This is a genomic window from Mesonia aquimarina, assembly GCF_003667275.1.
Lineage (GTDB): Bacteria > Bacteroidota > Bacteroidia > Flavobacteriales > Flavobacteriaceae > Mesonia > Mesonia aquimarina.
Genome location: NZ_RCNV01000014.1, coordinates 1 through 24,463, shown reverse-complemented (window position 1 = coordinate 24,463; position 24,463 = coordinate 1). Strand labels below are relative to the sequence as shown.

General features: G+C 32.2%; 22 protein-coding genes and 1 rRNA gene. 5 read left to right on the top strand and 18 right to left on the bottom strand.

The genetic code is table 11. The features are described 5' to 3' along the window. The first annotated feature begins 9 nt into the window (after window positions 1-9). Complete coding sequence (locus D9R05_RS14475; RefSeq protein WP_121667948.1) at window positions 10-600, top strand: pseudouridine synthase; 591 nt, start codon at window positions 10-12, stop codon at window positions 598-600. On the opposite strand, the gene D9R05_RS14470 is transcribed toward D9R05_RS14475, so the two are convergent. The 7 genes from D9R05_RS14470 to D9R05_RS14440 form a co-directional block, all read right to left on the bottom strand. Then, window positions 593-1,273, bottom strand: a complete 681-nt coding sequence (locus D9R05_RS14470) for an N-formylglutamate amidohydrolase (protein WP_121667947.1) — start codon at window positions 1,271-1,273, stop codon at window positions 593-595. The genes D9R05_RS14475 and D9R05_RS14470 overlap by 8 nt on opposite strands. Beyond that, window positions 1,270-2,493, bottom strand: a complete 1,224-nt coding sequence (locus tag D9R05_RS14465) for a carboxylate-amine ligase (protein ID WP_121667946.1) — start codon at window positions 2,491-2,493, stop codon at window positions 1,270-1,272. Before D9R05_RS14465 ends, D9R05_RS14470 begins: the two co-directional genes overlap by 4 nt. Further along, a complete protein-coding gene (locus D9R05_RS14460) occupies window positions 2,483-3,934 on the bottom strand; it encodes a RimK family protein (RefSeq protein WP_121667945.1) in 1,452 nt (483 codons plus the stop codon). Before D9R05_RS14460 ends, D9R05_RS14465 begins: the two co-directional genes overlap by 11 nt. 106 nt (window positions 3,935-4,040) lie before the next feature. Continuing rightward, window positions 4,041-6,011, bottom strand: a complete 1,971-nt coding sequence (locus tag D9R05_RS14455; protein WP_121667944.1) for an endonuclease — start codon at window positions 6,009-6,011, stop codon at window positions 4,041-4,043. Between the two features lie 114 nt (window positions 6,012-6,125). Continuing rightward, entirely contained in the window at window positions 6,126-7,055 is a 930-nt protein-coding gene (locus D9R05_RS14450) for a T9SS type A sorting domain-containing protein (RefSeq protein WP_121667943.1), read from the bottom strand. A gap of 7 nt (window positions 7,056-7,062) precedes the next feature. Beyond that, window positions 7,063-7,986 carry a T9SS type A sorting domain-containing protein gene (locus tag D9R05_RS14445; protein WP_121667942.1) on the bottom strand — a complete coding sequence of 308 codons (924 nt, stop codon included), beginning with the start codon at window positions 7,984-7,986 and terminating at the stop codon, window positions 7,063-7,065. An 11-nt stretch (window positions 7,987-7,997) separates the two neighbouring features. Continuing rightward, window positions 7,998-8,927 (bottom strand): T9SS type A sorting domain-containing protein, encoded by a 930-nt coding sequence (locus D9R05_RS14440; RefSeq protein ID WP_121667941.1) that lies wholly within the window; start codon window positions 8,925-8,927, stop codon window positions 7,998-8,000. Between the two features lie 147 nt (window positions 8,928-9,074). Between D9R05_RS14440 and D9R05_RS14435 the strand changes: the two genes are divergently transcribed. Then, on the top strand, window positions 9,075-9,710 hold the full coding sequence (locus D9R05_RS14435) for an NAD(P)H-dependent oxidoreductase (RefSeq protein ID WP_121667940.1): 636 nt from the start codon (window positions 9,075-9,077) through the stop codon (window positions 9,708-9,710). Here D9R05_RS14435 and ribB read toward each other — a convergent pair. The 9 genes from ribB to D9R05_RS14390 all read right to left on the bottom strand — a co-directional run bounded on the left by ribB (window position 9,700) and on the right by D9R05_RS14390 (window position 18,303). Continuing rightward, window positions 9,700-10,848 (bottom strand): 3,4-dihydroxy-2-butanone-4-phosphate synthase, encoded by a 1,149-nt coding sequence (ribB, locus tag D9R05_RS14430; protein WP_121667939.1) that lies wholly within the window; start codon window positions 10,846-10,848, stop codon window positions 9,700-9,702. The two genes, D9R05_RS14435 and ribB, sit on opposite strands and share 11 nt — an antisense overlap. A 34-nt stretch (window positions 10,849-10,882) precedes the next feature. After that, complete coding sequence (locus D9R05_RS14425; RefSeq protein ID WP_121667938.1) at window positions 10,883-12,964, bottom strand: LptF/LptG family permease; 2,082 nt, start codon at window positions 12,962-12,964, stop codon at window positions 10,883-10,885. A gap of 10 nt (window positions 12,965-12,974) precedes the next feature. Further along, window positions 12,975-13,616 carry a LolA family protein gene (locus D9R05_RS14420; protein ID WP_121667937.1) on the bottom strand — a complete coding sequence of 214 codons (642 nt, stop codon included), beginning with the start codon at window positions 13,614-13,616 and terminating at the stop codon, window positions 12,975-12,977. 13 nt (window positions 13,617-13,629) lie between these two features. Beyond that, window positions 13,630-16,005, bottom strand: a complete 2,376-nt coding sequence (locus D9R05_RS14415) for a DNA translocase FtsK (RefSeq protein WP_121667936.1) — start codon at window positions 16,003-16,005, stop codon at window positions 13,630-13,632. Window positions 16,006-16,086: 81 nt separating this feature from the next. Further along, window positions 16,087-16,452: a diacylglycerol kinase gene (locus tag D9R05_RS14410; protein ID WP_121667935.1), complete on the bottom strand. Its 366-nt coding sequence runs from the start codon at window positions 16,450-16,452 to the stop codon at window positions 16,087-16,089. Then, window positions 16,452-16,952 carry a thiol peroxidase gene (gene tpx / locus D9R05_RS14405; protein WP_121667934.1) on the bottom strand — a complete coding sequence of 167 codons (501 nt, stop codon included), beginning with the start codon at window positions 16,950-16,952 and terminating at the stop codon, window positions 16,452-16,454. Before tpx ends, D9R05_RS14410 begins: the two co-directional genes overlap by 1 nt. A 96-nt stretch (window positions 16,953-17,048) precedes the next feature. After that, entirely contained in the window at window positions 17,049-17,297 is a 249-nt protein-coding gene (locus D9R05_RS14400; RefSeq protein WP_121667933.1) for a DUF6952 family protein, read from the bottom strand. Further along, window positions 17,278-17,592, bottom strand: coding sequence for a thioredoxin family protein (locus D9R05_RS14395; protein ID WP_121667932.1), 315 nt, complete (start codon window positions 17,590-17,592; stop codon window positions 17,278-17,280). The genes D9R05_RS14400 and D9R05_RS14395 overlap by 20 nt, the downstream gene beginning before the upstream one ends. A gap of 72 nt (window positions 17,593-17,664) precedes the next feature. Further along, a complete protein-coding gene (locus tag D9R05_RS14390; RefSeq protein ID WP_121667931.1) occupies window positions 17,665-18,303 on the bottom strand; it encodes a peroxiredoxin in 639 nt (212 codons plus the stop codon). A 244-nt stretch (window positions 18,304-18,547) separates the two neighbouring features. On the opposite strand from D9R05_RS14390, the gene hutI reads away from it, so the two are divergent. Genes hutI through D9R05_RS14375 form a run of 3 tightly spaced genes read left to right on the top strand, consistent with a single transcriptional unit; the run spans window position 18,548 to window position 21,603 of the window. After that, window positions 18,548-19,786 carry an imidazolonepropionase gene (hutI, locus tag D9R05_RS14385; protein ID WP_121667930.1) on the top strand — a complete coding sequence of 413 codons (1,239 nt, stop codon included), beginning with the start codon at window positions 18,548-18,550 and terminating at the stop codon, window positions 19,784-19,786. 9 nt (window positions 19,787-19,795) lie between these two features. After that, window positions 19,796-20,788 (top strand): formimidoylglutamase, encoded by a 993-nt coding sequence (locus D9R05_RS14380; RefSeq protein ID WP_121667929.1) that lies wholly within the window; start codon window positions 19,796-19,798, stop codon window positions 20,786-20,788. A gap of 11 nt (window positions 20,789-20,799) precedes the next feature. Beyond that, window positions 20,800-21,603, top strand: a complete 804-nt coding sequence (locus D9R05_RS14375; protein ID WP_121667928.1) for an MBL fold metallo-hydrolase — start codon at window positions 20,800-20,802, stop codon at window positions 21,601-21,603. Between the two features lie 163 nt (window positions 21,604-21,766). Here the strand turns inward: D9R05_RS14375 and lon are convergent, their stop codons facing one another. Both lon and rrf read right to left on the bottom strand, forming a co-directional pair. After that, window positions 21,767-24,220 (bottom strand): endopeptidase La, encoded by a 2,454-nt coding sequence (lon, locus tag D9R05_RS14370; protein ID WP_121667927.1) that lies wholly within the window; start codon window positions 24,218-24,220, stop codon window positions 21,767-21,769. A 158-nt stretch (window positions 24,221-24,378) separates the two neighbouring features. Next, window positions 24,379-24,463: ribosomal RNA gene (gene rrf, locus D9R05_RS14365) — 5S ribosomal RNA — on the bottom strand; the annotation flags it as partial.

Below are 24,463 nucleotides of genomic sequence, written 5' to 3'. Positions count from 1 at the left end.
TTTTGTAATATGAAACATCAGCATTTTAAAATATTTAAACCCTACGGTTATTTAAGTCAGTTTATTACACATCAGGAAAAAGCTAAAAAGAAAAAAATGTTAGGCGAATTAAACTATAATTTCCCTAGAGAAACTATGGCAGCAGGAAGACTTGATGAGCCTTCTGAAGGTTTACTTATTTTGACTACCGATGGAAAAATGAGTGCAAAAATTACCGGTACCAAAATTGAAAAAGAATATTTTGCTCAAGTAGATGGTATTATTACAGCCGAAGCTATTCAAAAACTACAACAAGGCGTAGAAATAGGAATTGATGGTGAAAAATATACAACTAAACCTTGCCAAGCAATTAAGATTCTTGAAGTACCCAACTTCCCTAAACGAGCTAAAAAAATTAGAGACGAACGTCACGGACCAACGAGTTGGGTTTCTATTACGCTTACGGAAGGAAAATATCGTCAGGTTAGAAAAATGACTGCAGCGGTTGGTTTTCCTACACTCCGTTTGGTAAGAGTTCGAATAGGGAATATTGGAATTGAAAAAATGGACGCCGGAGATGTTGAAGAAATTACCGAATTAATGGAAAACGAATTCAATTAATTTTTTCTAAAACTTTTTTTATATTCTCTTTCAACAAAATAGGAAATGAATTATTTTGAACCAAATTTTGATTGATTTCTAATTCTATACCAATATAATTTTTGGGAAATTTTTTTCGAAGATATGTAGTAAAACCATCGGCACTTCCCAAATACGGATAATTAAAACGAATAATTAAATCTGGCTGAAGAGCTTTTAAAGCTGATTTGAATAATTTTGCTATACTTTTTTCCTCTTCAATTTTAGAATCATATAAAATGCCAATATCATTAGTTCTATTTTCTTTGTTTAAAATAGGCGTAAATGAATGTAATGAAAGATGAAAAACACATTCTTTTGCAGCGTGATAATCCTTAATTTTTTCTTCAACAACACGTCGGTAATCCTGATAAAAAAGGTCTATTATTTTATTCTTTTCTAAGGTAGAAAGTGATTTTGTATATGCTGAAAAAAGTTGAGGATGATGTAAAGATCGGTTTACTTCAATCAATAATCTGCTAATTTGGGTTGCTTTTGAAAAATCTGCTAGCGGAGATAAGTACGTGAATAAATCTAAAGTTCCTGTATCAAAACCTTGATGTGATGCTAATATTTGTTGAGCATTTTTAAATAAATGAATATATTTTGATGGAATTAAATTACCACCATGTTCACAAGTAATAATCAGTTTCACGGAATAAAAAGTTTATTTTTATCTAAACAATCTGCTAAGTCATGATAAACCTTATGTATATTTTTTGCTGAAAAATCTCGATCTAAAGCACTTATAATTCTTGAAGAAAGACAACCGCGTTCTAATATTATGGAAATTATTTCCTGATTTTCAAAACTCATGGTATTGCTAATTTCTTTAAATAAGCTCATCCATAAATCTCGAACTAAAATTTCCGTTTGTGGTAGATCAAATAAAGTTAAATATTCTCCTTGTAATTTAGTTTTTTCTCCGGTTTTAATAACCTCATCAAAAATTTTAAACAAGTCATTTTCATGCCAACTTTTTTGTTTTTCTAACTCTCCAAAATTGGTTAAATGTTGTAAAACTTTAATAAGAAAATCTGCAATTGCTAAATCTACTTTTGGACATTCTTGTATATCAATAATTCTAATCTCGATCGCATTTCTATCAAATCTTGCAATTGCTCCTCTCGAATTTAAAAAATGCCTATCTAAAATTCCTTCAGCATCATAAGGTTTAATCGCTTTTTTAATCGGTTCAAAAATAATTTTTTCATAATCTTTTTTTGTAAAAATGCGCTCTGGAATTACTTTTCCGGTAAGCTGCGGAATTTCTTTTTGATTATTTTTATAAACCGCTAACCTAGAATCTTTATAACCGGTTACTTTTCCTTCAAAAATTGGCGAACTGGCGGTAAGTGCAGGAATTATCGGCAATAAAATTCTAATAGCCGCGTGAAGCATTTCAAATTCTTCATCATTATAAAACGGAAAATTTAAATGCATACTTTGAACATTAGACCAACCGTGACCACTACAATCAAAAATTTTATTGTAAAGTGAATAAACTTCGTTGTAGTTGTGTTTCCAAAGAACAGTTTCTTTTTTGGGATTCATAAAAGGATGCGAAGCAGTTGGCAATAATCGCTGTCCTTTAGGCTTCAATATTCTATTTATTTCTCTAATATTTTCAAGAAAAAACATTGATAAACGCTCATGATCTGCAGTTGGGCCGTTTGTTTTTAATTCTACAACATGAGCTACTAACTCGTTACTCCAAGAAATTTCTCCATTGTCAATATCAGAAGTTAAGCTTCCATTTTTATCAGTCAATAGCGCATCTACTTCGGGAATAACGCTTAGGTTCTCGTTATCCACGAGCATGTATTCTAACTCTACTCCTACAACCTCAAACAAATGGTACTTTTTATTTTTCATTTAATCGGTTTATTAATGCTTCAATAATAGTTGTATAAACTTGATCTCCATAATGGCGGTCTTCTACTCCTGCGTCAATATTTGGATTATCATTAATTTCAATAACAAGGGCTTGGCCATCTATTTGTTTTATATCTATTCCAAAAAGGCCTTTCCCCATAATTTTAGTTGTTTTGATGGCAATGTCTATAATTTCTTTTGGAACATCTTCAATCGCCATACAATCTGCATTCCCATCCTGATCATCTTTATTTTCTGCATCCCAATTATAAATTTGCCAATGTCCTTTTGCCATATAATACCTACACGCATAAAATGGTTTTCCGTCTAATACACCAATTCGCCAATCGTATTCTGAAGGGCAAAATTCCTGAGCGATAATTAAATCAGAAGATTTTAGCATCTCTTTTACCAGTTGAAAATATTCTTCTTTACTACTAGCTTTTTTTACACCAAAGGAGAATGTAGAATCCGGTAATTTTAAAACACAGGGCAATGTAATTTCTTCTAAAGTACTAGAAATATTGTCTTGATGAATTATAGTGGTTTTAGGAGAAGCTATTCCTGCATTTTGTAGCGCTTCTGCCATAAAAACCTTGTTGCAACATTTTAAAATAGCATCAGGATAATCTACCAAAGCTATATTTTCTTGTTGAGCTTTTCTGGCAAAGGTGTAGGTTTCATTATTTACTTCTGTACTTTGTCGAATAAAAAGTGCATCAAATGCTGAAAGACGTGATAAATCTTTAGGTGAAATAATTTCTACATAAAAATTTAATTTCTCTGCAGCCTCTATAAACTTCTTTATTGCTTTTGGGTTACTGGGTGGTGCAGGATCGTTTTCTTGAACTAAAATAGCTAAATCATAAATTGCTTTTGATGCCTTTGCCGTATCATATCGTTTTTTTGAAAAATATTGTTTTGCAAAAAGCTGCATACTTTCTTTGTGATCTTCAGGAATTTCTGAAACGCCAATAGCCCTAATGTTTTGAATATTCCATTTATTAGTATAAGTAAATTTAATTCGTAAAAAAGGAACTTGAAAATACCGATGAAACATTGCGCTCAACTCTTTGTACTTCTGCGCAACATTTTGTCCGAAATAAATACTTAAAGTAAATTCTCTAGATTTTATTGTTTTTAGACTTTGTTGAATTAAATCATCAAATTCTTCAGATACAATTTTCACTAATTTTAAAGCTCGTAAATCAACTAAATTTTTTACAGTTGGTAAAGGTAAATGTCCTCTAGCTTCGGCTAAAAGAGATACATAATAGCCTTTAGATTGATACCTGAAATCTTTACATAAATTAAAAATGCGTACATTTTTTAAAGCAGCAAAAGACGGATTGGTTAAATACTCTTTAGCAGCAATTACTTGAGAACTGTCGTTAAGAAAGTACCAAGCTTTTGGATTATCTACTACTATAAATTTATTCATTTCTTATATTAGAACGTAATAACCAAATATAACTTATTTACTAAATCAGAAATGATAAATAAAACATAAAAATCATCATTAAAGAAATATATTAAGCACTGAAAAACTATTGTTTGACGATAATTTTACGGACAATTTTTTTTGAGTTTTGATTAATTTGCACAAAATATATTCCGCTCTCAAGGTTTATCTTTTTACTCAGCGTACCCGAAGCTTTGAATGATCTAACTTTTTTACCACTTAAATTTAGTATAGCAACTTTATAACTCCCCTTAACTCCTTCAATTTTTATAGTGCCTTTTGTTGGATTGGGATAAATTTTTAATACCGGTAAATTATTGTTATCGTTATATAGCTCTTGCTCCCAAACATCTCCTTTTTTATTTCCCCAGATATAATCAACTAACTCTGGTTGATCTATAAACGGATTCCTATTTTTTTGCCAAGTGTAAATAATATTATTTCTATTCATTTCAAAATCATCTGGCGGATCGTTCTCATGCCAAGTCAGCAAGCTTTGTAAATCACCAAGCTCACCCTCATTACTACTATCTGGGTAACCGTTTACTACCGATAGATCGTTATAGCGAATAGCCATATAGAAAATACTTCGGGCAACATCACCCTTAAAACTTCCTAGGTTTCCCACGGGTCCATCATATTCTTGAACTCCGTAATTTTGATTTCCTCGACTACTATTTTCCGGTCCGGCAACAGCGCGTAAAGCATGCGCATCAGAATTTGCATGACGCAGACTGTCAGCATTTGTAGTCCAAAAGGTATTTTTCCCATCTGCTACCTCATCTTCTTCAATACTATAAAAACCACCTCGAGATCTAGGGTAAGTGTGTTCTCTATTCCAAGTCCCTGTATTTACAGAAGTTGTTTGCAAATCTAACTTTGGTTTTCCCTTTTCAGAATATGCCAACCAAACTTGATTGCTATGCGCAGGATTTTGATCAGCTTCTTTTAAAATATTAATTACATCGGCATAGGTCTGTGCTCTTACAAGTGTGGGATCGGCAATAATATCTTGTAAAGCTTGCCTTAAATTTTGGTCTGCTTTTTCATCTAAAGAATTGTAATAACCTGAAGTTTGTGAAGATTGTACCATACCAAAACTAGGATTTTTAGGTGTTCCAAAAGGAGAAACTGTATAGTCGTCATCGTAAACCCTAACAATAATATTGGTGTTTAAAGAAATATATTTATCAGGTAACTGGTTAATTTTTATAAGCATTTCTTCATCACCTTCATCTACAGAGTCGTCTGTTAACGTAATAGTTGTTGAAGCTGATGTTGCTCCCACAGGAATTGTAATATTGGTATTACCAGAAAAATCAGCATTATTAAATGTGCCGTTATCTAGGCTGATGGTAAAACTTAATGAAGTAGAACCAACGGGTTGTTCGGTAGAAAAACTAATTGTTAATTGATCGCCCTCGGTAACTTCTGAAGCAGAAATAGTTGTGGTAATTCCATTTAAATCAATTCCGCTGCCATCATTTATCGCTCGTGGTGTTGGCGTAGTTACTATATAATTCCCATTAGTAGTTTGTTGAATAGATTCAGTGTCTTTATTATTATTTTTATCTTCATTAAGTTGATTTGTAAGACCTAATAAACTCATTAAACTCGTTGCATCTGCATCGCTTGTATCATATGCAATGGCATCAATCAAATTTGTAGTGGTAGCTAAAGTACCGTCTGGAAAATCTGCCGCCGAAGCTTGATAAAGCCCGACTGCATCGACACCATTTTGAATTACGTTAGGCGGAATGAGCAACTGTGGGCTAGGAGAAACTGAACTACTACCTATTAAAAAAATTCCGTTGATATCAGTTGTGTAATTATCTAAGTCGATGGTAAAATAACTTTTATTCCCTCCACTAAAAGAACCATTAAAAAAAACCAAAACTAAATTAGTAAGCGCATAATTTGGTGTGTTAGATTTTAATTCGATAAATTCTTGATCGTCAATACTTGGAGAATCACAATCTAATTCATGAATCATCACTTGTGCTTGACTTGTAGGAATACATAAAAGAACACATAAAATTGAGAAGAAATTTTTCATAAACTTAATTTTTTAAAGGTAACAAAAATATTACGGTTTTGATTAGGTTAAAAAATCACATAAAAAACCCCGCTATATCAGCGAGGTGTAAAAAAATTCATTTTTTTTTAAATACTATTTTTTAATTAAACGCAGCGTCTGACTTTCCTTTGTTGTTGAGACTTTCACAAAATAAATTCCTGTTTGTAAAAAAGAAATGTCATAATTTTCTTGTGAAGAAAACTGCGCTAATTTTTTTCCTTGTAAAGAAAACAACTCCACTTTTTGTACTTCTGCTTGCGTTTGAAGCTGAAATGTATTTTCTGTAGGATTAGGGTGTAAAGTGACTTCTATTACTTCTGCTTGTTTTAACGACAAGTTACATTCGCCGTTTTCATAAAAATTAGGGTCAACACCAGAAAGCAACCATGTATTATAAGGAGCTGTATTATTCGTAGCTTTTGTAGCGTCATCTACTTTAATGCAAGTTGAAATTGGACCATAATGATCTATGTTCAACGCAAAGTTTTGCATATTGATATTATTCCCATTTTTTAAATTAACGTAATTCAGAGGATCTACAAATCCTATTTCAACATACTCAATATTAATATTCGTGCTTAAATCTAATTCAGAAATTGACATTTCTTGAAGATCGTCGCTAATATTACCAAGACGTAATTCTTTAAGCTGAGTTAATCCCGTTACATCAAGAACATTTAATTTCATAAAACCCCATATTTCCAATTCTTTTAAGTTGGTATTTGCGGTTAAGTCTATGATTACATCAGGCCAACCTTGAGAATCTAACCCTCCTCCTTCATCTAAAACTAAGGATTCTAAAGCATTAAAGTCTTCCAACCCTGTTAAATCAGCTACATCATTTAGCTCTAAATTTTGTACGCTATTAATGTCGCTAGTCAACACTTGCCCATTGATAGTACCATCGCTATCAATACCTTCATTTATTAAAATTTGCTCAAATTGCTGATCAGGGATGGAAGTAGTTTGTGCTAGTACAGTTAGTGAACACAAAAAGCTTAAAATTTTTATAAAGGTTTTCATAAGATTTTTATTTTTTAATTAAACGCAGCGTCTGACTGCTGTTTATTGATGAGACTTCCACAAAATAAATTCCTGTCTCTAAAAAAGAAATGTCATAATTTTCTTGTGAAGAAAACTGCGCTATTTTTTTTCCTTGTAAAGAAAATAACTCCACTTTTTGTACTTCTGTTTGTGTTTGAAGCTGAAACGTATTTTCTGTAGGATTAGGATATAAAGCAACTTCTATTTCTTCTGCTTGTTTTAACGACAGAGTACATTCTGCTGCATCGTAAAAAGTAGGGTCAACACCAGAAAGCAACCACGTATCATAAGGCGCCGTATTATTCGTGGCAGCTGTGGCATCATCTACCTTAATGCATGTAGGCCACATAGAAACAAAGAAATCCATATCCAATTCAAAATCTTGCATATTTGCATTATTCCCATTTTTTAAGTTTATCCGCCTAAAAGAATCTATATATCCAAGTAATACATATTCTATATTTGTATTGGTGCTTAAATCTAGGTCTGAAATAGACATAGTATTGACATCGTCTTGTGATTCAACAATCCATATATCTTGTAGATTACTCAGTCCCGTTACATCTAGGTCTGTTAAGCCTGCAAAAGACCAAATTTCTAGCTCTTTCAAATTAGTATTCGCTGTTAAATCTACCGTTATATTGCTTGAAAGTGACTGTCCTCCTTCATCTAAAACTAAGGATTCTAAAGCATTAAAATCTTGCAGGCCGGTTAAATCTTCTACATTGTTTAATGCTAAACTTTGTACATTATTGATATCGCTCGTCAAGACTTGTCCATTAATAATACCATCACTATCAATCCCTTCATTAATTAAGATTTGTTCAAATTGTTGATCGGGGATGGAAGTAGTTTGTGCCATTAGTGTTAATGAACATAATAAGCTTAGTATTGTTATATAGGATTTCATAAGATTAATTTTTATTGCTTAAGCAAACGTAGCGTCTGACTTCCCCTTGTTGTAGATACTTTCAAAAAATAAATTCCTGTCTCTAAAAAAGAAATGTCATAATTTTCTTGTGAAGAAAACTGCGCTAATTTTTTTCCTTGTAAAGAAAACAACTCCACTTTTTGTACTTCTGCTTGCGTTTGAAGCTGAAATGTATTTTCTGTAGGATTAGGGTGTAAAGTGACTTCTATTACTTCTGCTTGTTTTAACGACAAGTTACATTCTCCTGTATCATAAAAATTAGGGTCAACACCAGAAAGCAACCATGTATTATAAGGAGCTGTATTATTCGTAGCTTTTGTAGCGTCATCTACTTTAATACACAAGGACCTTGGACTGTAATAGTCTACTTCTAACTCAAAATTTTGCATATTAACATTATTCTCGTTTTGTAGGTTTATATATTGTAGATATTCTACAAAATGAATTTCCACTCTATTTATTTTTGCATTTGTACTTAAATCTAATTCATCAATAAACATCGTTAATACATCGTGTTGGCCTTCAAATATTTTTACTTCCTCTAAGTTAATTAAACCTGTAAAGTCAAGACCACTCAAGCCTTCGTAAGACCAAATCTCAAGCTTTTTTAAATTTAAATTCCCGGTTAAATCGATAGGTATATTAGGCCAGTCTGGAGAAGTAGGTCCTCCTCCTTCATCTAAAACTAAGGATTCTAACGCTATAAAATCTTCCAGACCAGTTAAATCCTCAACCTCATCTAAATCTAAATTTAATACAGTATCAATATCGCTCGTCACGACTTGCCCATTAATAACACCATCGCTATCAATGCCTTCATTAATCAAGATTTGCTCAAATTGCTGATCAGGGATGGAAGTAGTTTGTGCTATTAGTGTTAATGAATATAATAAGCTTAGTATTATTATATAGGATTTCATAAGCTTATTTTTTTAAAGATAGGCATTCTAACTAGCAATTTAAAAGATTACTGTTTCATTTATAATTCTATAAAAACTTCTTATCCATTCAATTATGCTAGACTTCTATTCATTTGTATCTTTGCATTGCTGAATTAAAAATGATTTATGACAAATTTAGAAGCCTTAGAATGGCGTTATGCCACTAAAAAATTTGATGCTGAAAAAATAGTTCCTGAAGAAAAAGTGACCATTTTAAAAAAGAGCTTTAATTTAACACCAACTTCATACGGATTACAGCCCGCAAAATTGGTGGTTGTGAAAGATCAACAAACAAAAGAAGCCTTATACGAGCATAGTGCAAAACAGCAGCAAGTTTTAACAGCTTCTCATATTTTAATTTTTTGCATTGAAACTGAAATAGACGATTTTTTTATTGAAGAAAATTTTAAACGAATTAAAGAAATTCGTGAAACCCCTGATGATATTTTAGCTCCTTTTAGAGATTTTTTACTAAAAGATTTCCGAAAGAAAAGTCGACTAGAAAAAGAAGATTGGGCAACCAAACAAGTCTATTTAGCCATAGGAAATATGCTAACCGTTTGCGCTGCAGAGAAAATTGATGCGTGCCCGATGGAAGGTTTTAACACCAAAAAATTTGATGAAGTCCTTCAGCTAAAAAATAAAGGTTTAAAATCTAAACTAATCCTTCCTATTGGTTATCGAGCAGAGGACGACATTTTTGCAGATTTTAAAAAAGTACGTCGCCCGTTAGACGACGTAATTGTAGATTTTAATAACTAACGTATTCGGTAATTTCTAAACCATAACCAATCATCCCTACTCGCTTCTTTTGTTGTGAATTAGATAATAATTTTATTTTATGAATACCTAAATCGTGTAAAATCTGAGCTCCAATTCCAAAATCTTTATTGTCCATTGCTAAACGCGGAGCTTTCATCTCTCCATTAGCTTGATTTTCTCGTAATTCTTGAAGCCTGTTTAATAAATTAAGCGTAGAATTTTCTTGATTTATAAAAACTACCGCACCTTTCTCTTCCTTATTTAAGGCCTTAAACATATCATCCAATTTTTTATCGGCATTGTTGGTTAGAGTCCCTAAAATATCATTGTTAACCAAGGTTGAATTTACACGAACTAAAACCGGTTCATTTTCTTTCCAACTACCTTTAGTCAATGCTAAATGAACTTGGTTATTGGTAGTCTGTTTATAGGCTCTTAATCGGTAAGAACCAAAACGAGTTTCTACTTGAAAATCTTCTTTTTTGACAATCAAAGAATCGTGTTGCATTCTGTAAGCAACTAAATCTTCAATTGAAATTAATTTTAAATCGAATTTTTTAGCAACTTCGGCAAGCTGTGGTAAGCGAGCCATTGTACCATCATCATTTAAAATTTCAACTAAAATACCAGCCGATTTTAAACCTGCTAATCGCGCTAAATCTACAGAAGCTTCTGTATGTCCGGTTCTTCTTAAAACCCCGCCATTTTTAGCTTTCAACGGAAAAATATGCCCCGGTCTCCCTAAATCTTGAGGCTTAGTTTCTTCTTCTACCAAAGATTTTATGGTTTTAGCTCTATCGTGAACCGATATTCCTGTTGTGCAACCGTGACCAATTAAATCTACCGATACTGTAAATTGTGTATGATGCAAGACGGTATTGTTATTTACCATCATATCTAACTCTAATTCTTCGCAACGATCTTCAGTTAATGGCGCGCAAATTAAACCACGTCCGTGACGTGCCATAAAATTGATCATTTCCGGAGTCACTTTTTCGGCAGCAGCAATAAAATCGCCTTCATTTTCTCGATCTTCATCATCAACAACAATAACAACTTTTCCTTCTCGAATATCGTCTATTGCCTCTTGTATGCTGTTCAATTTTATATTTTCTGCGCTTTTTATTCCTTCTGCCATAACTTCTTTTTTTTGATGCTGCAAAGGTACTAATCTATCTTGATATTAATCCTTGTTTAATAAGCTTTATATGATTTCTGTAATAAAAATAAAAAAGGAAATAAAAAACTAATCCAGTAAATAAAAAAACGGTAATTGAAGAATCATCATCACTCTTTAAAACTTTATTTATATCCCTATAATTTTTATCCAATTTAAAAAGTGAAACATAAAAAGTTACTATAAAAAGTAAGGATAAAATCGAAAATATAATTAGTACTAATTCTGAATCAAAATTATTATTCAGAATTGCCGTTATTATAGGGGAAATAATTACCAGTATATAAGTTATATTGGTTACTAAAAAATTAATTTTTAAAGTTGATAATAGGTTTTCTAACTTAGAATACTGTTTATTAAATAATTCACCAGATTTTTTTAAATCCTCTTGTGTTATACCTCTTGACTCTAATATCCTTAAAAAAGCTATTCTCTGATCATGTGAAACATCGTAAGCCTTATAATTTTTCACAAGATCTTTTAGCTTTTTATTATCGTAAGTTTGAAATAAATCTAAATCACTTTCACTAATTGAAATATTTTTATTCAAATCAACTATTTCAATACTCGTATTTTTATCTTTTCCTTTCTTTACAATTCCTATTTTTCTAAAGAATTTCTTCACCGGCTCTGTGACTACATCGGTATTGATAAATCCTTGATCTGTGGTAGCGCGATAGGTAAGATAAATACTCAAGGGAAACATAATGAATGTGGAAAGCCATGTTGCTATAAACGGACTCACCGTGCCATCTTCTGCACTGTTTTTTGCGAAAATCCCTATAAAATGATAAGTTAAAAATAACATTATTGCTACTACCATGGGTAGACCTAATCCGCCTTTTCTAATAATGGCGCCCAATGGAGCTCCTACAAAAAACAGAATAAAACAAGCTGCTGCCAGTGCAAACTTTTCGTGCAGTTGAATTTCAGTTTTATTCAATCGACTAGCTTTTCTTGAGAGATTAGATTTTTTTCCGTTGATATTAGAAAGCGTTCCACGTACTGTTCCTAAAGCGATATTAGCAATTTGTTGCTGTTGTCTATTGGTGTAAGAATCGTAAAATTCTCGAATACTTTTTATATTGTAGGTTATTGTATCTCCCGGTAAATCAAACGTTGGTTTTATCCTAACCCTAGAAGTGTCTTTTTTCTGAAGTTGTGTTTCGCTTAAATTTTCAAGTCCGCTTCTGTTGATTAAATTATCTGAAAAATTTTTTTTGTCTTGATTTAAATCTTCAGAAAGCGAATCTAATGCAATTCGTAATTCTGGCACATCCAGCATTTTATAAGAATAATTATAGCGCTCATCTTCAAAATCTACCTCATTAAAACCTGATAAATCTATATTGATGGTGTACTCATCAAAATAACTTTTTACATAGGGCTTTTTTTTACGCTCCTCGTAATCTTTAGGTTGCAACTCATCATAATAATTTCCATTGCTTAGTACTAAAGAGAGGATATCAGAATCTTCACTACCGATCAATTCGCCTTTTTTAGCTTTTATTACCGTATAATTTCCGGTTAAATTTTCCTTTTTATTATGAATAATAACATCATGCAAGTATTGATCGTTATCACCAGTTTTTTCTTCAACTTTAATATTTACATCGCCAATATCATTAAAAGCACCTTCTACAATTGCCATTGCCGGTTTTAGTTTAGAGATATTTTTACGAAGATTTATGGATTTAAACTCTGCCCAAGGAATAACATTATTAGCAAAAAAGAATGCTACAATACTTAAAAAAGAAATAAAGAAAATTAAACTTCGCATTGCTCGTTGAAGCGAAATTCCGGAAGATTTCATGGCAGCAAACTCATAATTTTCAGCAAAACTTCCAAAAGTCATAATGGATGTCACCAAAATAGTAAGCGGCAAAACCAAGGGAATTAAACTTGGAGTAATGTAAACCAAAAATCTGGCAATGATAATAAAATCTAAATCTTTACCGGCAAGTTCAGAAATGTGTAGCCAAATACCTTGAAGAACAAAAATGAACATCAAGATTACAAAAACCGCTGTAAAAGTTTTTATAAAGCTGAAAAATATGTAGCGATCTAGTATTTTCAAGAAAGTTTACCTATAAACGATTAATATAATAGCCTTGATATTTGTCTTTATTGAACTTGAACAGATTTTCTGATATAGGCTGATCTGTTTTAAAGCTATTTACTTTTATAGTAACTTTTGTTCCGTTTTCTTGTAACTGAATCAAATTGTAAATGTGTTTTGTTTGTGTATCTACGCCTAATAAAATTTCTTTTATTTCAGCATTAGAATCTTTTGGCATTAATTTTATATACTGGATTTTTCTTCCGTTTGCATTTTGTGTAATATCCCATTTGTAGGTATATCCTTCTTCATAAAAAGTCAACATTTTTGAAGGCGTAATCTCATCATTATCTTGTTCACTATACGGAGAAATGATAACTTCTTCATCTTCAGGAATAATAGTATAAAGTTTTTCTCCATCAAACAAACGCGTAGTTCCCATAAGGTTAAGTCTGTATTTCTCACCTTTTAAAACTACGTCGCCTCGAGTTTCTTGCTTAATATTTTCTACTGTATTTTCTAAGATATAGCTAAATTCAATTTGCATATTATCATAAGATTTCACTTTTGCAGAAACTTCATCTAACAACTTTTTAGCCTTCTGATTGTCTTGTGCGAATGTTAGCGTAGTGGTTAATACCAACAAAAATAAAACGCTTAGTTTTTTCATAGTTTTTTCTAAATTATTTATTATTTAAATGTTCTTCTAAAGCAATTAAGTCGGGCACTAAAACTTGTCTGGCTTTACTTCCTTCAAAAGGACCAACAATTCCTGCCGCTTCTAATTGATCTATAATTCTTCCGGCGCGATTATAGCCCAATTTCAACTTACGCTGAAGCAAAGATGCCGAACCTTGCTGAGCGGTTACAATTACTTCGGCTGCGTGTTTAAAGAGCTTATCGCGCTCGCTGATATCTATATCAAGTCCTGTGCCACTTTCCTCTCCTTGATATTCAGGAAGTTTGTGTGCATCAGGATAAGCTTTTTGTGAACCGATAAAATCGGTTATTTTTTCAACTTCAGGCGTGTCTACAAAAGCACATTGCAGTCTAATTAAATCGTTTCCTTGTGTATATAACATATCTCCACGGCCAATTAATTGCTCTGCTCCGCCAGCATCTAAAATAGTTCGAGAATCTATTTTTGAAGTTACTCTAAAGGCAATTCTTGCCGGGAAATTGGCTTTGATCATTCCGGTAATTACATTAACAGACGGACGTTGTGTTGCGATAATTAAATGAATTCCTATAGCTCGTGCTAATTGTGCTAATCTAGCAATTGGCGTTTCTACCTCTTTTCCGGCAGTCATGATTAAATCGGCAAATTCATCGACTACTAGAACTATATAGGGCAAAAATTTGTGTCCGTTTTCCGGATTTAATTTTCTAGCTTTAAATTTATCATTATACTCTTTTATATTACGAACCATTGCATCTTTCAGCAAGTCGTAACGATTATCCATTTCAATACAAAGAGAGTTCAAGGTATTGATTACTTTGGTGTTATCAGTAATAATCGCCTCGTCTGTATCGGGTAATTTGGCCAAATAATGACGTTCTATTTTATTGAATAATGTTAGTTCAACTTTTTTAGGATCTACTAATACAAATTTTACTTCTGCGGGATGCTTTTGATACAATAGTGAGGTAAGAATACAATTTAATCCAACAGATTTTCCTTGTCCAGTTGCTCCAGCCATTAGCAAGTGTGGCATTTTAGCTAAATCTACTACAAAAGTTTCGTTAGAAATTGTTTTTCCTAAGGCTAGAGGTAATTGCATTTCTGCATTTTGAAATTTAGAAGAAGCCGCCACCGAACGCATAGACACAATACTTGCTTTTTTATTAGGTACTTCTATACCTATTGTTCCTCTTCCTGGAATTGGCGCAATAATACGTATTCCTAAAGCTGATAGTGAAAGTGCTATATCATCTTCTAAATTTTTAATCTTTGAAATTCTTATACCCGCTTCCGGAACAATTTCATATAATGTTACTGTTGGCCCAACCGTAGCTTTAATCTGAGCAATTTCAATTTTATAATTTTTTAAAGTATTGACAATATTATCTTTATTTTCTTCTAGTTCTTCTTGATCTATTGTTATTCCGCCACCTATGTTGTAATCTTTCAGTAATTCTATAGAAGGAAATTTATAATTGCTCAATTCTAGTTTCGGATCAAACTCACCAAAATCTTTAACTAAACGGGTGCTTAAATTATCTTCAATTTCCTCTTCTTCTGCAGCAGTCTCCACTTCCATTGCCAAATCGCTTTCATCTTCCTCATTCTTAATAACAATTTTTTCTTTAGGTGGTTCTGGAATTGATTCTTTTTCAGACTGATTTTCTGAAAAGTTTTCTACAGTTTTTTCGGGTGATTTTTTTAGGTTTTCTGTGGTATTATTTTTTACTTCAGCTTTTGAAGAATTTTCTTCTTTCGCAACTGATTTAAAGTCTTCTGAAAGATCTTGTTTGGTTTTTTTAAAGTAGGTTTGAACTAATTCTGGTGTAATGTTTAGGCGTAGAACTAGATAAGTCATAAAAATAAAAACTAACACCAAAACTGTTCCGGCAAAGCCTAAGTAGTCTTGAAGAAAGTCGTTTAATTCGAACCCGATAATCCCTCCTAAAAGTGCATTTTGATCAGCAAAAAAACCAAAAACGCAAGAAAACCAAATCATAACTAAAATTCCCCAAAACCAGAATTTTTTGAGCGGTTCATTTTTCAATCCAAAAAATAAATAAACACCCGTTAAGCTGGTTAAAACCGCTAAACTAAATGCGGCAATACCAAAACCTTGATAGATGAAAAAGTTACTGATTTCTGCTCCAAATTTACTAAGCCAGTTTTTAGTAACCACACTTCTATCACTTAGCTGACCGAGTGTGCTTTGATCTGCTTTCCAGTTGAATAAAAAAGAAACAAAAGCAATGCAAAGCCCTAGCCCTAAAAGCATTAAAAATCCTCCTAAAAGGACTTTTTGTTTTCGGGTAAGTTTAAGGTTTGCCTTAAAATTTGGCTTATTTATTTTTTTTGATTTTGATTTTTTCTTCGGCATTCAATTGGCTTAGATTGTAAGCAAAAGTACAAATTCAGTTTAGTTTTTAGCAATTAATTTTTAGGCTTTAATATGCTAAAATTATTGCACAAAATAAGGAATATAAATGACAAGCCCGATAATTACCGCTGTAATTGCGGCAAAAAAAACAGCGCCTGCCGCTAAATCTTTGATAAGTCCAATTTTATGATGAAAATCTGGATGAATAAAATCTGCTATTTCTTCAATGGCCGTGTTTGCTCCTTCTAAACTCATCACTAAACCGATAGCTAAGATCTGCAAAATCCATTCTATAGTAGATATTTCCATATAAAAGCCCAAAACTGTCATTAAAATTGCAATAACAGCTTGAACTTGAATGCTAGCTTCTGTTTTTAACAACAAAAAAGCACCTTTAATAGCATAAACACCTCCATAAAAGCGTTTTCCTAAAAAGCTGTTTTTCATTATAAAAGAATTTTTAAAGCTGCTAAATAATCAGGTTCTTCAGCAATATCTTTGACTTGCTCTGTGTACAAAACTTTTCCGTTTTCGTCAACAACCATAACAACACGAGATAATAAAGTTGTAAAAACACCTTCGGTAATTTCCAGTTGATAATCCTTTCCGAATGTATGATCTTTATAATCAGAAAGATTAGTTACTCGACTTAAATTTTCATCGTCTACAAATCGTTTTTGAGCAAAAGGCAAATCTCTTGAAATACATAACACTTCTGTATTCTTTAAGTCACTTGCTCTTTTATTAAAATTTCTAACGGAAGTTGCACAAACTCCGGTATCTATACTCGGAAAAATATTAAGTATAATCCTTTTACCTTTAAAATCTGATAATGTTTTTGTTTGTAAATTGGTATCGGTTAAGGTGAAATCTGGAGCTTTTTCTCCAATTTTGGGTAACTCTCCAAGAGTTTGTATTGGTTTTCCATTCATTTTTATTGTAGCCATAATATAATTTTAAAAGAAAATAACAGCCCTAAATTAAACATAAAAAACGGGTTGCTGAAAAGCAACCCGCATAATTTATAGAATTTTTATGGGTGATTATTTATCTATAGAACCCGTTACTTTTTTTACAAAGTTATTTGCGGCATCTCTTTCTGGCACGCCATCATCTATCATTTTATGAACTTCAATGGCTCCACAAATATTTGTAATGAGTTCTCCAATAACATCCATTTCTTCATCTTTTACAGATCGATGCTCGGTAAAAGACTCTAATACTTCTACAGTATGTTCTAATTTTTTAGCATCATTATTTTTCTGCAAATGTCTAATTACTGGTAACTTCATCTACAATTTCTTTTAAAGATTCTAATTTATTTGTTTGGACTTGTTTTACAAAATTCCCATTTTTGAAAGTAGCAAAAGTTGGTAAATTATCTACAGTTGCCATTTTTCTTGACTCAGGAAATTTTTCAGCATCAGCTAAAATAAATGTGGTATTTTCATTCTCTGAAGCCAATTTTTTAAATTTTGGTTTCATCAAGCGACAATTACCGCACCAGCCCGCCATATATTGTACTACAACGGTTTCGTTATTTGATACAATTTCTGACAAGTTATCTTTTTCTAATTCTTTAATCATAGCAATTTTTTTTGGTTGTAATTTCCGGCAGCGAACTACCGGAAATATAATTCTTTTCTAAAAACTTTTCTCTTAGTTTGCAGATAGGTAAGAAGCAACTCCTTTACTGTTTGCTTCCATAGCAGTTTTTCCTTCTTCCCAGTTTGCAGGACAAACTTCTCCATGCTTTTGAACGTGAGAATAAGCATCTACCATTCTAATAAATTCATTTACATTACGTCCTAATGGCATATGGTTTATGCTTTCATGAAATACTGTACCTTCTTCATCTATTAAGTAAGTAGCACGGTAAGTTACATTATCTCCGTCTACAGTAATGTGTCCTGTTTCGTCATCGTAACGCTCATTTTCTACGTCTAAGATTCCTAAACGAGAACTTAAATTTCTATTAGAATCTGCAAGAATTGGGTAAGTTACACCTTCAATTCCTCCATTATCTTTAGAAGTGCTTAACCAAGCAAAGTGAACTTCAGCAGTATCACAAGAAGCACCAATTACCATTGTGTTTCTCTTTTCAAACTCAGACATTGCCTCTTGGAATGCATGCAATTCTGTTGGACAAACATATGTAAAGTCTTTTGGGTACCAGAAAAGCACAACTTTCTTGTTATTTTTCTGAGCTTCTTCTAATACGTTGATTGTAAAAGTATCGCCCATTTCATTCATTGCGTTTACTTTTAAATCTGGGAATTTTTTTCCTACAAATGACATAATTCTATTATTTTTTAAAGTTAAATTGATTTCTTTTTCGATTCAAAAATATAATATATCTCTCTTCTCAGCGAAATATTTCACTTATTAATTTTTATTCCTAAATAGCTTTTGTTTATAGTTGAAATAATCATCAATAATTTTTAATTATATTAACACTATTCATAGGCTTTAAGCCGATAAAAATACCTGATATTTAAAAGCCATTTTATATCTTTACGTAATCTGAAAAAGAAAAAATTCAATGAAAATACTAATTACAAACATAAAGGAGCTTCTTCAAGTTAGACCTAAAGAAATTTCTAAAGTTGTTGGTGAAGAAATGAAGAAATTACCAAGTATAAAAAATGCTTGGCTAGTTATAAATCAAGACAAAATAGAAGGTTTTGGCAGTATGGAAAATATGCCAAAAATAGATTACGATAAAGAGATTGATGCTACAGGTAAACTTGTTTTGCCATCTTGGGTAGATTCACACACACATTTGGTTTATGCCGGTAACAGAGAGCAAGAATTTGTTGATAGAATTAACGGACTTACTTACGAAGAAATAGCAAAAAAAGGTGGCGGAATTGTAAACAGTGCTAAAAAATTACAAGAAACCACAGAAGAAACACTTTTTAACGAATCTCTAAAGCGGCTTGAAGAAGTTATAAGATTAGGCACCGGCGCTATTGAAATTAAATCGGGTTATGGTTTAACAACCGAAGCTGAACTTAAAATGCTTCGTGTTGCCAAAAAATTGAAAGAAAAACATCCTATTACAGTTAAGACAACATTTTTAGGTGCTCACGCAGTACCACCTGAATTTCAAGGAAATAGAACAAGATATATTACGCACATTATAGAAGAAATGTTGCCAAAAATTGCTGAAGAAAAACTAGCAGATTATATTGATATTTTTTGTGAAGATGGATATTTCAGCATAGAAGATACTGAACGTATTTTAACCGCTGGAAAAAATTATGGCTTAAAAGGAAAAATTCATGTAAATCAATTCAATGCAATTGGTGGAATAAAAACCGGTGTAGAACATCAAGCTCTTAGCGTTGATCACTTAGAAGTCTTAACAGATGATGATGTTGAGCACTTAAAACAGGGAGAAACAATGCCTGTGGCTCTTCCTTCTTGTTCATTATTTCTAGGAATTCCTTACACTCCCGCAAGAAAAATTATTGATGCAAATTTACCTCTAGCCTTAGCAACCGATTACAATCCAGGAAGTACACCAAGTGGAAATATGAATTTAGTAGTTTCATTAGCATGCATTAAGATGAATATGACTCCGGAAGAAGCCATAAATGCAGCTACTATAAATGCGGCTTATGCTTTAGAACTCAGCAACACTCACGGAAGTATTACCAAAGGAAAAATAGCAAACCTTATCATTACAAAAGAAATCCCTTCTTATGGTTTTCTTCCTTATGCATTTGGAACCAACAATATAGACCAGGTTATTCTTGGCGGAAAAACTATCCTTTAAAATTTATTTATGGAAAATTTCACTTTATATAACAGCTTACTTGTAGAAAATCATCTGAATAAAAGAGAAGGTGAAGTGAAGCTTGGCGAAAAAATAAGCTTAATAAATTCTTTTGAAGAATTAGAAGATAAAGAAGCAGATTTCGTTATTTTCGGAATACCGGAAGATATTGGAGTTCAAGCAAATCACGGAAAACCGGGCACCAAAAATGCTTGGAAAAGTTTTCTCGATTCTTTTTTAAATATTCAAGCAAATCATTACAACACACCAGAAAATTGTATTCTTTTAGGTGAAGTTAATTGTCAAGCTTTCCTAAAAGATGCTGAAGTAGTTTTAGCTGAAAGAGAAAATCCATTTGAAAAACTAGGAATAATTGTCGATAAAATTGATGCAATTGTTACTGAAGTTGTTGAGAAAATAATTAGTGCCAATAAAATTCCAATCATTATCGGTGGCGGTCATAACAATGCTTATGGGAATATTAAAGGAGCATCTAAAGCCTTAGAAAAAGCTATTAACGTTGTAAATGTAGACGCACATACTGATTTAAGAAGTTGTGATTATCGCCACAGCGGAAATGGTTTTAGCTGTGCAAAAAAAGAAAAATTCTTAGATCATTATAGTATTGTCGGACTTCATAAAAATTATACACCAGAATATATTTTTAACCGAATGAATGAAGATAAAACAATAGATTACACGCTATTTGAAGAATATCTTCATCTAACTCCTCTTGATAAATTAATAAAACTGAAAAAAGCATTTGACTTTGCTCGAAATCAATTCGGTTTTGAAATTGATTGCGATGCCATTCAAAATTTTAATAGTAGCGCTATGGGACCCACAGGTTTTTCTGTAAACGATATTAGAAGCTTTTTAAAACTTTCTAGAAAACAAGAAGTTCTTTATTTACACCTTTGCGAAGCTGTTCCTGAAAATAATCCACTTATCGGGAAATCCTTAAGCTATTTTGTGTCAGACTTTATTAGACCATTAGATTAATAAAAATAAATATGAAAAAAATTATACTTTTTAGTGTTATAATTTTTGGGTTGATCGCTTGTAAAGAGCAAAATAAAAGTCAAAAAGATACACAACAAATAAGCCCTGCAGTAAAAAGCAAAACTGAAGAAGAACAAATATCAAAAGATTCTATTGAAGTAACACCTATTTCGCACGCCACGTTTACAATGAAATTAAACAATAAATTAATTGTTATAGATCCTGTTGGTGGAAAAAAAGCGTTTAATAGCCTAGAAAAACCAGATATAATTTTGATCACTGATATACACGGAGATCATCTAAATGTTGAAACGGTAAAAAATATAGTTACAAATAAAACAAGTTTACTTGTTCCCAAAGCTGTCTCAGAAAAGGTTCCTGAGAGCTTATCTAAAAATGTAATTGTCTTAAATAATGGAGAAGAAAAATTACTTTCAGGAATTACTATTAAAGCAATACCTATGTATAATTTACGAGAAGAAGCAAAAGATTTTCACGTGAAAGGAAGAGGAAATGGTTATATTCTTGAAGCAAATAATAAAAGAGTTTATATATCGGGTGATACGGAAGATATTCCGGAGATGAGAAACTTAGAAGATATTGATCTTGCTTTTGTTTGCATGAATTTGCCTTACACCATGCCTGTTGATGCTGCTGCAGATGCTGTTTTAGATTTTAAGCCTAAGAAAGTCTACCCATATCATTTTAGAGGAAAAAACGGATTTAGTGATGTAGAGAAGTTTAAGAATATCATCAATACCAATAACCCAAAAATAAAAGTAGAGATCTTGGATTGGTATCCTGCTAAAAAATAACTTTTCAATTAACGAAAAAAAGAGGCTGTCTAAAAAGTTACGAAATCCGTCATTCTGAATTTATTTCAGAATCTCATCCTGCTGAATTACAAATCAGTATGAGAACCTGAATCGAGTTCAGTTTGACGGAAATAGACTTTTTAGACAGCCTCTTTTTTATAAGTTATTTCAATTCTTTAGGATTTTTTACGCTTTGTTTGGTAATGGCGTGCTCTAAAACTTCACTCATATCAGAAACAAAATGGAACTTTAATCCTTTCAAATAATCATCTTTTATTTCATCTATATCCTTTTTATTTTCTTTACAAAGGATAATTTCTTTAATTTTTGCTCTTTTTGCCGCTAGAATTTTCTCTTTAATTCCACCTACAGGCAATACTTTTCCTCGAAGAGTAATTTCACCTGTCATGGCCAAATGTTTTTTCACTCTGCGCTGCGTAAAAAGTGAAACCAAAGAAGTAAGCATAGTTATTCCGGCACTTGGCCCATCTTTTGGTGTGGCTCCTTCCGGCACGTGAATATGAACATTATATTTTTCGAAAATACTTGGGTCAATTCCAAACTCCTCCGCATTTGCCTTAATATATTCCATGGCAATAGTAGCAGATTCTTTCATTACTTTTCCTAAATTCCCGGTAATACTAAGATTTCCTTTACCTTTAGAAAGAATAGATTCAATAAAAAGAATATCTCCACCAACTCGCGTCCATGCCAAGCCGGTTACAACTCCTGCAACATCATTATTTTCGTACTTATCTAGTTCTACTTTTCTAGAACCAAGAATAGTAACAATATCTTCATTCGAAATTTTAATATTATAATCCTCTTCCATGGCAATACTTTTAGCAACGTAACGTACTACTTTTGCTAATTGCTTTTCCAGACCTCTAACACCAGATTCTCTTGTATAGCCCTCAACGATTTTTTCAAGCTGAGCTTTTCCTAGTTTTATATTTTTTGAAGTTAGTCCATGTTCCTCTATTTGCTTTGGAAGTAAGTGACGCTTAGCAATTTCAACTTTTTCTTCAATGGTATAACCGGTCATATTTATAATTTCCATTCGGTCACGCAATGCAGGTTGAATAGTATTTAAACTATTTGAAGTGGCAATAAACATGACTTTAGAAAGATCAAATCCCATTTCTAAAAAGTTATCATGAAAATCACTATTTTGTTCAGGATCTAAAACTTCTAACAATGCCGAAGAAGGATCTCCTTGATGACTATTCGATAATTTATCAATTTCATCTAACACAAAAACTGGATTACTTGTGCCAGCCTTTTTAAGACTTTGAATGATTCTACCCGGCATAGCTCCTATATAAGTTTTTCTATGCCCTCTAATTTCAGCTTCGTCACGCAAACCTCCTAACGAAATTCTAACATATTCTCTCCCTAACGATTCTGCTATAGATTTTCCTAAAGAAGTTTTACCAACTCCCGGAGGTCCGTAGAAACATAAGATTGGTGATTTCATGTCATTACGAAGTTTCAAAACGGCTAGATATTCAATTATTCTGCGTTTAACTTCTTCTAAACCATAATGATCTCTATCAAGAATCTTTTGAGCACGTTTTAAATCAAACTTATCTTCACTAAATTCATTCCAAGGAAGATCTAAAAATAAGTCCAGATAATTTCTTTGAATAGAAAACTCAGCAACTTGAGGATTCATGCGCTGCATCTTAGAAAGTTCTTTTTCAAAATGCTTCTGTACATCTTTACTCCATTTTTTGTCTTTCGCACGTTTACGCATTTCTTCAATTTCTCCCTCATGTGATACACCACCCAATTCTTCCTGAATTGTTTTCATTTGCTGATGCAAGAAATATTCGCGCTGCTGCTGACTCATATCACTTTGCACTTTCGATTGAATATCGTTTCTCAATTCTAACTTCTGAAACTCAGTATTCATAAACTTCAGAGTTGATAATGCACGCTCTTTAAGATCGTTGGTTTCTAGTAATTTTTGTTTTTCTTCTACAGTTAAATTCATATTAGAAGAAACAAAATTGATAAGAAATGAAGCACTTTCAATATTTTTTATAGCAAACGAGGCTTCGGAAGGAATATTCGGACTATCCTTAATTATTCTTAAAGATAAATCTTTAATAGACTCAATAATAGCAGAAAATTCTTCATTATCTGAAGCCGGACGTTCCTCAGAAACTTCTCCTACTGTAGCTGTAATATAAGGAGTATCTGTTAAAACCTTTTCAATAGAAAAACGTTTCTTACCTTGAATAATTACAGTAGTATTTCCATCAGGCATTTTTAAAACCCGTAAAATTTTAGCAACAACACCTAATTTATTAATGTCCTTTGCGCTAGGATTTTCAACACTACTATCTTTTTGAGATACTACACCTATTATTTTATCACTATTATTTGCCTCATTTATCAATTTAATTGAAGCATCTCTACCTGCAGTAATAGGTATCACAACACCAGGAAATAAAACTGTATTTCTAAGTGGTAATATCGGTAGAGTTTCAGGTAATTCCTCTCTGTTAATTTCTTCCTCATCTTCGGGAGTCATCAACGGAATTAATTCTGCATCTTCATTTAAATCTTGAAGTGACATGTTGTCAACTTTAAAAAAATTAGATTTGGCCATAGTATATTTTTAGTCAATCTGTCATTATAAAACAGATATATTTAGCTATTAATTGTTTGAATAAATATTTTCAGATGTCCTCTTAATAAGGTCAATTCCTGTGCCAATAAATTATTAAAACAAAAAACCCCTTCATCGATTGATGAAGGGGTTTTAAAAAAAGGCGGCGACATACTCTCCCACAATAAGTAGTACCATCTGCGCTAACGGGCTTAACTGCTCTGTTCGGAATGGGAAGAGGTG